Origin of the sequence: Erwinia sp., from assembly GCF_031978025.1 — a bacterium.
Taxonomy (GTDB): Bacteria; Pseudomonadota; Gammaproteobacteria; order Enterobacterales; family Enterobacteriaceae; genus Erwinia.
The window spans coordinates 1,724-13,271 of record NZ_DALZCD010000105.1 but is presented as its reverse complement, the minus strand read 5'-3'; the positions used below and the strand labels follow the sequence as shown (position 1 = coordinate 13,271).

The following is an 11,548-nucleotide window of genomic DNA, read 5'->3' as shown; positions in this document are numbered from 1 at the left end:
CGCTGTTTCTGTTTATCTTGTCGAAAAATAGCGTCTGGCAACCTACCTGGGGCAATACTCGTTCCCTGTGGCTGATTTGCGTGCTTTCCTTACCGCTTACCGTCGCGCTATTTATCTGGTTGAAATCGAAAAATGTTGTTGGGGATCTGCGCCACGGCTTAAAACTGGCTGCGGGATTGCTTCTGCTTTCTGCTTCCGTGCTCTGCATGCTCTTGTATACGGTACTCTACCTGACTGCCGATCGTGAAAGCCACTACACCGCCGCTGGCCAGTGGACGAGTGGCGGTCGTCACGGCTGTGGCGGTATGGAAATTTACGAACCTGAATTAAAGAAAAAGATCATTGTGTGCGAACCTTACGAACGCGCCTCGGCCGCAAAAAACGTTCAGATTTATAAAAGAAGCAGCGACTATGGCATAGTTGTCAGTAAGGCCGTGGCTTATTAAGCAGGCAGGCTACCGCGTGAAGAAGGTTAATTTTTGCTGTCGCGATGCCTTTAGTCATGCTGATAAATTTCCTTCGCCCGCTGAATAAATATTCCTGGCAACGTACTAACCATCAGACTGAAAAAAGGGGCGAGGGTCAGCCGGAGCAGACTATTAGCGAAGCGATATTTCACCACGAACGTCACAAGGCAGGTTTCTTCCCCGCTGGCCTCGAAATGCCAGTCGCCTTCAAACTGTGAAAGAAAAGACCCGCTTACCAGCCGCAAATGCAGTGAAGCAGCAGGATGGAAAGTCGCGCGGGTCGTGAGGCTGAGTTCAGGAAGCTGCTTAAAACGTAGTCCGATGCGCACCAGTTTGACGTCGGGTTGGTTATCAAGGATTGCAACCTGACGACACCAGGGGATAAATTCGGGGTAAGCGGCGACATCGGCGACAAGGTTATACATCTGGTTCTGGCTGAAATTCACCTGAATACGTTTTTCAAAAGTCGTCATCTTTACCCTTAGCCTGTCTGGCATCGCGTGCAGCCGGTCTGGCCGCCGCCAAAGGCTAATAAGTTATTTCCCGACGTTTGTTGATCTGCCGCAAAAGGATCCGTAACAGGCAGAAAATAACGCGCTGGCCTGGGGTAAGTGCAAATGTACCGGCATGATAGTCGTTTCTCTACCGATATAATGCCCGTTTTTTTCAGGGAAAATGGCTGCCCGCTATGCTGGCGCTGTTTTCTGTTTTCAGAGCTGGCTTATAAAGGGAGGGGGGCAATGCTACAGCCTGTATCGCAGAGCCGTTCTGTGCCAGAAGCGGATATTGCTGACAGAGCCTTTGTTAATCTGTAGTAAGCAGATCGCTCCATTACGTAGAACTACCGGTTACGCAATCAGCGTGATGCCTGAGCCATTTTATTGGGCTGTAACCTGCGTTTTTATTTCGTAAAAAAAGGATGCGAAATAATAAACAGCAACACTTATCACCGTATAAGTAAGCTGTTAATAAAAACTTAAATATTAGATATTTGTGTTATTTTTTTCTCAAAAAAGCTTGAGGTGTTTGACTGGCCTCTGGCGTTTTTTTCAGGTTTGCTGTAAGGTTTTTATATTATAATTATTGCTAATATATGTAATAAATTAAAGGGGTGGGCATGAGTATTTTAAGTAAAGAGAGAGTGCTGATGATGGTATTTACCTGCACCATAACCTGTTTAGTGATCTATTTTATTTCAGGTTATTTTCCTTATACAACGCATCCTTTATTAACACTGTTCTTTACTACAGCGTTAGCCGTGCTTATATCTGGTTTTATTGTCAATAAAATCGTCTCAAGTGAGGGGAAGTAAAAGGTTGCGACCGATTTAAAAGCAATAAAGGATAGCCGGTGAGGGGACTTCAGCCCAACGATTTTAAAGGCGCCAGAGTCGTGCTGAGACGGCCGACGCCCACAACATGATGACCAGGCTTATGTCAGGTCGTGCAGCGGTTTACCTGACGGAAGCCCTATGCTGAAATCAGCAAAGGTAATTTCAAGTCCTTGCCTCTCCGGCGTACAGCCCATCACCCCTATAAAGCGTTGTTTAGCTTTTGGCCAGTGGCAGAGCCTTAACAGCGGCCATATTTCGCCGTCTGTCGAATACTGGATCCTTAATGCCTCGTTTTCCAGCGTAGCGCGCATCCAGAAAACCTGGGGATTACCCGGGAACAGACCGGTTGACCAGTCAGACTTTTCACGTGTAACGACACAGCCTATCGATGACCGATCGTCATTAAATTCAATCCCTGCTTTAACCCAATGCTGTTCGTCATCCCTGATGAAAATACCCGCCTGGTCGTACAGCTGGCAAAAATCAGCCATCACCTTTACCTGCAGAGTAAAGTCTTCCTCTACGTAAAATCCATAAGCATGACCGGTGTGGCGCTGAAACCCATAATAAGTTTGCTCCCAGAAATCCGTGTTGTCTGCCGTGGTTAACCTTAGCTTCCCACTCTCAAACGAATACTCATCGGGCCGGTTAATCCAGACGCCTGCTTCTGCTTTCAGCGAATCAATAACAACCATCCGTTTTCTCCCTGTTCAGTGTTTATCAGACAGACCGTTTTGCATTTTCTTTGATGGATCAAAATGGGGTAACGTCCATCATAAGCAGCTGTTGATTAATGCTAAAGGGGGGTGATGAACCTTTTAAACAAACTTATGATCCAGGCCGCAGGGTATTAAAACACCTGTGATGTGCATCCTGTCAGCGTAGCCGATCGTTGCCGAATCGGTTCCGTTATGGCGAAAATTGCTTTTTATCCATGTCGACAGGTGAAACCAGCACAGGCGCACGACTGGCCATTATACGCAGCAGGTGAAATTATCGGCTGATTCAGGGCCTGAAGCGGGGCATCCGTCCCTTCTTACGGATCAATTGCCCGTTTAGTCGCTTCCTTAGCTGCCCGCATCCGCCCAGGTACGCAGGTTGTCAGCTAAGTCGATATACATCGCAATGCTATTGACGCTGATGCTCAGGTTACCTTCTGAACCAGACGCCTCAATGCCGTCCTGGCGTGCCCGAAAAATTTTGCGGCTCAGACGTCCGCCCCGGCATCAGCCTGTTCAGGTAGATTCACGAGCTGCCTGTCGTGCCTGCGAGTTTAAGCCTGTTACTCGTCACGAGGGGTAAGCCGAAACCGGCGTGGCAGAGAGTGGGGCGCCATCCTTAACCGCGGGGCTGGCGCTCTGAATGATGCTGATTTTCTTTGCCGCTAAGGGGAGGCGATACCTGCAAGCTTGCTGTTGTGGGCCTCGTCCTGCCGCGAGCTTCGGCAGGCGTTTTTTCCTTTTATCCCGCTCAGTCCTGTAATCAATCAGCTATTTTTCAGCAGCCTGCCATACTCAGATAACGAAAATTCGTACATTTATCATTTCTCATCGATCAGACAGCCGCGACACAGCGGTTTATAAGGAACAATTATGTTGCAGGAAAAAGTGGCGGTTATTACGGGCGGCACGGCTGGCGTAGGACGCGCCAGCGCTCAGGCCTTTGCTGAAGCAGGCTATGCCGTAGCGGTGATTGGTCGTGGTGAACAAAGCGTAAAAGAGACGATTGAAGAGTTAAAATTATTTGGTGTGCCGGCATCAGGCGTGGCGGTAGATGTGGCAGATGGTGGCGCGCTGCTGGCCGCTGGCCGCAAAATTGAAGCGGAACTTGGGCCTATTGATGTCTGGGTTAACGCCGCCATGCTGACCGTGCTCGCGCCTGTTACGGATATCACTGACGAAGAATTTCAACGCGTCACCGACGTGACGTATCTGGGTTGCGTTCACGGCACGCGCGCCGCGCTCACGCTGATGGGAGAACGTGATAAAGGGGTCATTGTGCAGGTAGGGTCAGCGCTCGCTTACCGTTCTGTCCCGCTACAGTCCGCTTACTGCGCGGCTAAAGCGGCAATCCGTGGCTTTACGGATTCATTGCGTAGCGAACTCCTGCATAACAAAAGTTCGATTCGGCTGACGATGGTCCATCTGCCAGGCGTTAATACCCCTCAGTTTGACTGGTCGCGTAACAAAATGGGCAACACAGTTCAGCCCATGGCACCCATTTTTCAGCCGGAGGTCGCCGCTCGCGCCATCCTCAAAGCTGCTCGTCAGGCGCCAAGGGAAGTCTGGGTCGGGCGTTCCACTATGCAGTCTATCGTTGGCAATATGCTGTTTCCGGGCCTGCTTGACCGTATGATGGCGAAACAGGGCTGGAGTGGCCAGATCACCGAGGAGCCGGAAGTTGCCGACCGTCCGGATAACCTGCATCAGCCTGTTGAAGGACTGCACCGCAGCCACGGTCGCTTTGATGAAAAAGCGGAACAGCGTGCGCTTAACCTGAACGTCAATAACCCCGGTCTGGCAATCCTGGGCGTAGCCGCCGTGGCCTGGCTGGGGTTACGCAGCTTGCGTCGTCGTTAAAGCGTCGTTGCGGACAGGGAAAGGGCAGAGCACCGCGGTTTTTCTGCATTGAAGGCCGCCGGTTGAAAGAAAAGGGCGCTCATTGAGCGCCCTTCATCCGACCAGTTAAATGCTAACAGACTGTTACTGCGTGAAGGCCTCACGGAAGGCTTCCAGTGCCGCTACTGAATCCTCTGATGCCCAGCCTTCCAGCGCGACCGTGCCCTGGTAGTCAATATCCCGCAAGGCTTGTGCCACTGCCTTATAATTGATCTCGCCGGTACCGGGTTCTTTTCGGCCCGGCACGTCAGCCACCTGAATTTCACCGATGTGCTTTTGGCTGTGACGAATAAGCTCAATCAGGTTCCCTTCGCCAATTTGTGCATGATACAAGTCAAGATTCATTTTCAACGCGGGGCTGTTAACGGCGCTGACCAGGGCCTGTGTATCGGCCGCCAGCGCAAACGGCGTGCCCGGATGGTCGACAGGCAGATTAAGGTTCTCCAGCGTAAACATTCTCCCGGCGCGTTCGCCCAGCAGGGCCACCTGGCGCAAGGTCTCCACGGCCTTAAGCCACATCGGGCCTGTGACCACCGCTACCGGCTTGACCGGCAATCCTCTGTTATCCAGCCCGGTTCCGTGAAGGTTCAGAGCCGGACACTGCAGTCGTTCTGCGACCGCCAGCGAGGCTTCCGCGCTTTGCAACAGTTGCCGGATGTCGTCGTCATCGGTCAGATTGCCGCTGAGGTAGCCGGTCATGGACGTGAAGCGTGCGCCAGTGGCGACCAGCCCCTCAATGTCTTTATCGGCCCATCCCCAGATTTCTACGCCAAACCCGAGGGCATGAATGCGTTTCACTCGCTCTACAAACGGCAGCTCAAGGAATACCATTTCGGCGCAAACGGAAAGTTGATAAGTGCTCATCAGCGTGCATCCATTTTGATGGGGTGGCCTTTCTTGACTGATTCGATACAGGCCAGCGCGATTGCCAGCGCGTTACGCGCATCGTCACCCGTGGCACGGGGTGTTTCATCGTTAAGAATACAGCGGGCAAACTCCTCCATCTCCGATACGTAGGCTTCCCGCAGCAACTCGGAATCCATCCGGGAGGTTTCAATGGCGATACCGCCCTGATGATAGCGTACGCAGTGGGTCGCATTGATATGGCCCGCCTGCAGCATCCCTTTACTGCCGAAGACTTCACCGCGGACGTCGTAACCATACACCGCCTGAAAATTGGCTTCTGCCGTCGCGATGGCGCCATTGTCAAAACGGATAGTCACTACCGAGGTATCCAGAAGACCTTTGTCTTTAAAGTCCGGACGCACCAGCGCGTCGGCTAACGCGTAGACTTCCACCGGTTTTGCGCCGGGGTTAAAATGCAGCAGCGTATCGAAATCATGAATAAGCGTTTCGAGGAAAATGGTCCATTGGGGAATAGGGGCCGGGTCGCGTAAGGCCGGATCACGGGTGACCGAACGGCTTAGCTGAGTCGTGCCATTTTCACCTGATTTCACTGTCGCAATCGCCGCGGCAAAGCCGCTGTCAAAACGGCGATTGAAACCGACCTGCAATACCACACCGGCATTTTTGGCCGCCGCAATCGCGCGATCGGCTTCCTCAAGCGTAACGGCCATCGGCTTCTCGCAAAAAACATGTTTTCCTGCCGTCGCGGCCGCTATTACCCATTCAGCATGGGTGCGTGCCGGGGCAGCAATGGCAATGGCGTCAATATCGGGATCCTGCAACAGCGCATGCAGATCGCTGTAGGCTTTAGCCACGCCGAGCCGCTGCGCCAGTTTCTCCGCTGCGCCGGGCTGCGGGTCGGCTATGGCCGCCAGCACGGCTCCCGGAACACGCCAGGCAAGATTTTCAGCATGGAAACTGCCCATCCGTCCTGCCCCGATAAGACCTACGCGCACAGTTTTCATCATCACAGAAACTCCTTATTGTTTAGGGTTTGCCCACTCGGGCAGGGAAGATTCAACAGGCCGCTGCGCCGTAGCAGCGAAGCGGCGGGATTTCGACAGCATCAGCGGTTCGATATGTTCAAGAGAGACGCCACGGGTTTCAGGCAGGAAACGCTGCACAAACCAGAACGCCACCAGACATCCCACCGCGCACAGCATCAGCGGAAACGCACCGTGGAAATGGGTCATCAGCAGCGCGCTGCGGTTCATCATGGGAAAACTTTGCGTAACGATAAAATTCGCTACGTACATGGAAGAGAAAGCGAAGCCCATCGCCACGGCACGGATGCGGTTAGGGAATATTTCAGAAATCAGCAGCCACGCGCCGAGGCTCCACGACAGACCGAAGATCAGGACAAAGGCCACCAGCCCGATCACCGGCAGCAGGCCGTCAATCTGCGCGATAAAGGCCCATGAGGTGAAAATCAGGCAAAGCGCACAACCTATTGCCCCCCAGCGCAGCAGCAGCGTCCGGCCGAAGCGGTCAATCGTGCTCAGACAGACAGCCACACCCACCAGCAGCGCTACGCCAAGAAAGATGCTCTGGAACAGGGAGTCCTGCGTGCTACCGGTAATATTCTGCAGCAGGGATGGCGCGTAATAGAGCAGGATATTAATACCTGAAACCTGCTGGAGAACCGCAATGGCGCACCCTATCAGCAAAATGTAGCGCGCACGCGGGTCACGCAAGATGCCGTGCTGGCTGTTTTGAGTCTCTGTATGCTGAGATGAGGCAAGGATCTCCGTAAGTAAACGCCCGGCGTGCTGTGCGTTAGACAAGCGGGTCAGCACCTGGCGAGCCTGGTCCGTTTTGCCCTTTAGCGCCAGCCAGCGAGGGGATTCCGGCATCATCGGCACCAGCAGCAGGAACAGCGCACAGGGCACTACGCCGGAAGCCAGCATCCAGCGCCAGCCTTCGCTGACAATCCAGGCATGGGGCATACCGCGCGCAATCAGATAATTCACGACGTATACCGTGACCTGGCCCCCGACCATCAGCATTTGCTGTAAGCCAAGCATACGGCCGCGCCAGTCCTTGGGGGAGATTTCCGCGATATACAGCGGGGTAATGGCTGACGCCATCCCCACTGCCAGCCCACCGATTAATCGGTAAAGCACAAAGCCCGTTAGCGAATGGGCGAGAGCGGATCCTATCGCTGATATAACAAACAGGACGGCGGTGATAATCAACGTGGGCTTGCGGCCAATACGGTCTGAAACGTAGCCGACGCCCCACGCGCCTGCCACGCATCCCAGAATGACATTTGAAACAGCCCAGCCGCTTTCCCAGGGAGAAAGGTTGAGATGTTCCGTTAAGGGTTCAATCACGCCGGAGATAACCGAAGCGTCATAGCCAAGGATTACGCCGCTGAGTGAAGCAATGGAGCAGATGAACAGAATCAACCGGATATTATGTTTACGCATCACAACCCCTTTTCTTTTAACGCTTTCAACTTGTCTGTAAGGGGTATTGCAAAGGCGATGCCAACCGCAATGTGGCCGGTAATGTGAAGTGCCACACGTTTAGAGATCACAAACTGGAAACAAAATTTACATGTCAACTTAACATGTCAATAAAATGGACAGTCCATCATCGACAGGATGCGCAGATGAAAAACCTGAACCGGTTACCTTTTAAAGACGAGAGCGACCCTATCTTCCGCCTGCCGGACAGCACGGAAGTAATGGAATCGGATAGCCTGCTGTGGCAAGGCTGGCATGCTTTTACGGCCGGCCAATGGCCTGGCTGGGTGCGGCCGACCATCTTACAATCCTGGCAACGTTCTCAGGCGCTTAATATCGATCCGGGGACGTTCAGCTATATTTCTCCTTCGCCGCAGGAACTGGCCACTATTCTTGAGCAGAATGCAGAGATGATTCAGGTCGCACGCAGCATTATGGAAAATCTGCTGGCCTATAATCCGGATGGCCATATCAACCTGACCGATGCAGAAGGCGTAACGCTGTATTATTGCGGTGCCGATCTGACGCCTGTCGGCAGCATTCTGCGTGAGGATGTGCTGGGAACTAACTGCACTGCGCGTTGCCTGATCGAACAACGGCTGGTTTACGTGCTGAGCGGTGAAAACTGGAAGCTGGATTTGCGTAACAGGCATCGGCAGTGCGCTGCCGCGCCGGTACGGGATAAAGACGGAAAGCTGACTGGCGTATTAACGCTTACCGCTACGCCGGATAACTTCAATACGCATACGCTGGGCACCGTTCAGGCGGCAGCGGAAACGATAGGCCAGCAGCTGCTGTTGCGTCATTTACTGGCCGAGCAGCAATCCATTCTGGAAACCCTGAATGAAGGCGTTATCGTCTGCGATCGCTACGGCAGCATCAAAACCCTTAATCGCTATGCCCGCCAGATTTTTTGCGATATCGATCCGGACGCCGGATCCGTTGATGCACTGCTGTGTCCGCAGGATGTCTCGCTGCTTACCCTGCCTTTCTGTAACGATCGTGAGCTGCTTTTTATGCCCGGCGGCAGAGAACCTGTCTCCTGCCTGGTCTCGCTGATGCCTGCACCCGACGGTGGTCGTGTATTGTCGCTGCGCGAAAATCAGCGCATTCGTGCCATTACCCGGCGAGTAATGGGCGTGAGCGCCAGTTATACATTCGATATGATCCGCGGGCATTCGCTGCCGATGCAGCAGGCTATTCAGAAAGCCAGGGCCAGTAGCCGCACCGACAGTACCGTGCTGCTGACGGGGGAAAGCGGCACGGGCAAAGAGCTGTTCGCCCAGGCGATCCACAATGCCAGCCCGCGTCACCAGGAACCTTTCGTCGCGCTGAACTGCGGCGCGCTGCCACGAGATCTGGTGCAAAGCGAGCTGTTTGGCTATGTCGATGGCGCGTTTACAGGCTCGCGGCGCGGCGGATCGGCCGGAAAATTTGAACTGGCCGATGGGGGGACGTTATTCCTCGACGAAATCGGCGAAATGCCTCTGGAAGCGCAGACCAGCCTGCTCCGCGTGATCCAGGAGGGAGAAGTGGTGCGCATTGGCGCCGCACGTCCTCTCAAGGTCAACGTACGCATTATTGCCGCCACCCACTGTAATTTGTCCGATGCCGTGGAGAAAGGCGCTTTTCGACGCGATCTGTACTATCGCCTGAACGTTGTCTCTCTCACGGTTCCCCCGCTGCGAGAGCGGCGTGAAGATATTCCTGGCCTGGTAAATACCTTTATTCAGGCGCTTTGTAACCGGCTAAAACGCATCGCGCCCGCCGTCTCACCGCAGGCGATGGCCTGTTTACAGGCCTGGCCGTGGCCTGGCAACGTGCGCGAGCTGGAAAACCTGGTCGAAAGAATGGTGAATCTGGGTGAGGAACTCGAAATCAGCCGACAGGATTTACCTGAGGAGATGATCCAGGAAGCTGCTGTTGTGCCGCCTGTGACCGGACAGGCTTCGCTGCAGGAGAAAGAACGCCAGCACGTGCTTGAGGTCCTGAGTGCAAATAAGGGGAATATGCGTCAGTCGGCACAGCTGCTTGGGATTTCACGTACCGCGCTTTACAATAAATTAAATCAGTGGCAGGTAGATATCATCGCCTTGCGCAAGAATATGCGCAGCCCGGTGTAAAGACTATGCTCACGATACCGCTTTGAGCTGTACCAGAAGAGGTGCCGGTAGCGGGGTAGTTATCTCGATCACGCCGGGAGAATCCTGGGAAACACAGAGCGGCGCAACAGGTATTAAGATGGTGACCAGAAAGTAGTATGGTCACCTTTCGTCAACGGGAGCTTATTGAGCAAAACTGAAAAATGGCTGAACAAAAATTTCCTGCCGCCACGCGTGGCCCGTCCGATCACACCCTTCGCGACCAGATTGTTAATGCCGCTATGGAGTACTTCAGCCACTACGGCTTTGAAAAAACCACCGTATCCGATCTTGCCCGCTCGGTGGGCTTCTCCAAGGCGTATATCTATAAGTTTTTCAGTTCAAAGCAGGAGATAGGCGAGGTCATCTGCGCCACCTGTCTTACGCAGATTACGCAACGTCTGCACGCTGCGCTGGCGGACGCGCCTTCGGCGACGGAGAAAGTAAGGCGACTTTTTCAGTCACTGACGCTGGCTGGTGGCGAGCTTTTCTTCCGGGAACGTCGACTTTTTGACATCGCGGCGGTGGCCTCACGGGAACGGTGGTCCTCGGCCGTGCGGCATGAAGTCTGGCTACACGAGATCATCCTGAGCATTTTACGAGAAGGGCGTGCTGCAGGAGAGTTTGAGCGTAAAACCCCGCTAGACGAAACGGCTGCGGCTGTTTACCTGGTGCTGAGGCCCTATGCCGATCCGGTACAGCTGCAGGCCGCGCTTGATACCGCTGAAGAAGATGCCGGTCGTCTGGCTTCGCTGGTGCTGAGAAGCCTCGCCCCGTAATGAGTGACTATTGACTTTTTTGGTCACAGGTCGGAGTATGGCCTCCTCATCCTGTTATTAAGTAAGGCCACCCATGCTCCGGCTCTCTCCATTTTTGCCCGTCTGTCTGCTGCCGGTCCTGCTGACCGCGTGCGGCGAACCTTCCTCTTCAGCGGACGATCCACGTACCCGTCCGCCCCTTATCAGAAGCGCCGAAGTGCAGCCTGCGCCCGATCAGTCACGCGATTTTACCGGGATTGTGGCAGCACGCTTTCAGAGCGACCTTGGCTTTCGCGTTTCAGGTAAGGTACTTGAACGCCTGGTCGATCAAGGGCAAAGCGTCAGGCGCGGCCAGCCCCTGATGAAGCTGGATATGGCCGACCTGACTCTACAGGCGCGTGCGGCTCAGGAGTCAGTAAACGCAGCCGCCGCCAGAGCCCGTCAGACAGCTGATGACGAGCGCCGTTATCGCAGTTTGGTGAGTACTGGTGCAGTCTCGGTTTCGTCTTACAGCCAGAGCCGTGCAGCCGCAGATTCTGCAAGAGCCGATCTCAGCGCCGCACAGGCCCAGGCACGCGTGGCGCTTAATGCCTCTCAGTATGCCGTGCTTAGCGCTGACTCCGACGGCGTGATAGTGGACACCCTGGCCGAACCGGGGCAGGTGGTCAGCGCTGGTCAGACCGTCGTGCGTCTTGCCCGCGCGGGTCAGCGTGAGGCGAGGGTGAGCCTGCCCGAAACGCTGCGGCCGCAGCCTGGCTCAGTGGCGACGGCCAGCCTTTACGGCAGCCAGCACACCGGTGAGGCCAGGCTACGTGAGCTGTCTGCCTAGGCGGATGCGACAACGCGTACTTTTGAGG

10 protein-coding genes and 1 pseudogene are annotated in these 11,548 nt (G+C 54.4%); 6 read left to right on the top strand and 5 right to left on the bottom strand.

Features of this window, described 5'->3' with window-relative positions; genetic code table 11:
- Positions 1–446 (top strand): hypothetical protein (locus RTK32_RS10385; RefSeq protein WP_312043650.1); only part of this gene is annotated, 446 nt, incomplete at its 5' end.
- 50 nt (positions 447–496) lie between these two features.
- Here the strand turns inward: RTK32_RS10385 and RTK32_RS10380 are convergent.
- Complete coding sequence (locus RTK32_RS10380; protein WP_312043648.1) at positions 497–940, bottom strand: type II toxin-antitoxin system RatA family toxin; 444 nt, start codon at positions 938–940, stop codon at positions 497–499.
- A 644-nt stretch (positions 941–1,584) separates the two neighbouring features.
- Between RTK32_RS10380 and RTK32_RS10375 the strand changes: the two genes are divergently transcribed.
- Positions 1,585–1,779 (top strand): hypothetical protein, encoded by a 195-nt coding sequence (locus RTK32_RS10375; RefSeq protein ID WP_312043645.1) that lies wholly within the window; start codon positions 1,585–1,587, stop codon positions 1,777–1,779.
- A 119-nt stretch (positions 1,780–1,898) separates the two neighbouring features.
- Here RTK32_RS10375 and RTK32_RS10370 read toward each other — a convergent pair whose 3' ends face one another.
- The gene (locus RTK32_RS10370; protein ID WP_312043644.1) at positions 1,899–2,495 is read right to left on the bottom strand and encodes a DUF1349 domain-containing protein; all 597 of its coding nucleotides are present in this window, start codon (positions 2,493–2,495) and stop codon (positions 1,899–1,901) included.
- Positions 2,496–3,392: 897 nt separating this feature from the next.
- Between RTK32_RS10370 and RTK32_RS10365 the strand changes: the two genes are divergently transcribed.
- Positions 3,393–4,379, top strand: coding sequence for an SDR family oxidoreductase (locus tag RTK32_RS10365; protein ID WP_312043642.1), 987 nt, complete (start codon positions 3,393–3,395; stop codon positions 4,377–4,379).
- Positions 4,380–4,502: 123 nt separating this feature from the next.
- Here the strand turns inward: RTK32_RS10365 and RTK32_RS10360 are convergent, their stop codons facing one another.
- From RTK32_RS10360 to RTK32_RS10350, 3 genes are read right to left on the bottom strand one after another with little or no spacing between them, the layout of a single operon-like run.
- Entirely contained in the window at positions 4,503–5,282 is a 780-nt protein-coding gene (locus RTK32_RS10360; RefSeq protein ID WP_312043640.1) for a TIM barrel protein, read from the bottom strand.
- A complete protein-coding gene (locus RTK32_RS10355; protein ID WP_312043652.1) occupies positions 5,282–6,292 on the bottom strand; it encodes a Gfo/Idh/MocA family oxidoreductase in 1,011 nt (336 codons plus the stop codon). Before RTK32_RS10355 ends, RTK32_RS10360 begins: the two co-directional genes overlap by 1 nt.
- A gap of 12 nt (positions 6,293–6,304) precedes the next feature.
- Positions 6,305–7,753 carry a sugar porter family MFS transporter gene (locus RTK32_RS10350; protein WP_312043638.1) on the bottom strand — a complete coding sequence of 483 codons (1,449 nt, stop codon included), beginning with the start codon at positions 7,751–7,753 and terminating at the stop codon, positions 6,305–6,307.
- Positions 7,754–7,938: 185 nt separating this feature from the next.
- Here RTK32_RS10350 and RTK32_RS10345 point away from each other — a divergent pair, with 185 nt between their 5' ends.
- The 3 genes and pseudogenes from RTK32_RS10345 to RTK32_RS10335 all read left to right on the top strand — a co-directional run.
- Positions 7,939–9,915: a sigma 54-interacting transcriptional regulator gene (locus RTK32_RS10345; RefSeq protein ID WP_312043636.1), complete on the top strand. Its 1,977-nt coding sequence runs from the start codon at positions 7,939–7,941 to the stop codon at positions 9,913–9,915.
- A gap of 182 nt (positions 9,916–10,097) precedes the next feature.
- Complete coding sequence (locus RTK32_RS10340) at positions 10,098–10,712, top strand: TetR/AcrR family transcriptional regulator (RefSeq protein ID WP_312043634.1); 615 nt, start codon at positions 10,098–10,100, stop codon at positions 10,710–10,712.
- 73 nt (positions 10,713–10,785) lie between these two features.
- A pseudogene (locus tag RTK32_RS10335) lies at positions 10,786–11,548 on the top strand (efflux RND transporter periplasmic adaptor subunit); the annotation flags it as partial.

Coding starts and splice junctions, on each gene's coding strand:
- RTK32_RS10350 (WP_312043638.1), bottom strand. CDS start 7,753: ATGCGTAAACATAATATCCGGTTGATTCTGTTCATCTGCTCCATTGCT.
- RTK32_RS10375 (WP_312043645.1), top strand. CDS start 1,585: ATGAGTATTTTAAGTAAAGAGAGAGTGCTGATGATGGTATTTACCTGC.
- RTK32_RS10365 (WP_312043642.1), top strand. CDS start 3,393: ATGTTGCAGGAAAAAGTGGCGGTTATTACGGGCGGCACGGCTGGCGTA.
- RTK32_RS10340 (WP_312043634.1), top strand. CDS start 10,098: ATGGCTGAACAAAAATTTCCTGCCGCCACGCGTGGCCCGTCCGATCAC.
- RTK32_RS10370 (WP_312043644.1), bottom strand. CDS start 2,495: ATGGTTGTTATTGATTCGCTGAAAGCAGAAGCAGGCGTCTGGATTAAC.
- RTK32_RS10380 (WP_312043648.1), bottom strand. CDS start 940: ATGACGACTTTTGAAAAACGTATTCAGGTGAATTTCAGCCAGAACCAG.
- RTK32_RS10355 (WP_312043652.1), bottom strand. CDS start 6,292: ATGATGAAAACTGTGCGCGTAGGTCTTATCGGGGCAGGACGGATGGGC.
- RTK32_RS10360 (WP_312043640.1), bottom strand. CDS start 5,282: ATGAGCACTTATCAACTTTCCGTTTGCGCCGAAATGGTATTCCTTGAG.
- RTK32_RS10345 (WP_312043636.1), top strand. CDS start 7,939: ATGAAAAACCTGAACCGGTTACCTTTTAAAGACGAGAGCGACCCTATC.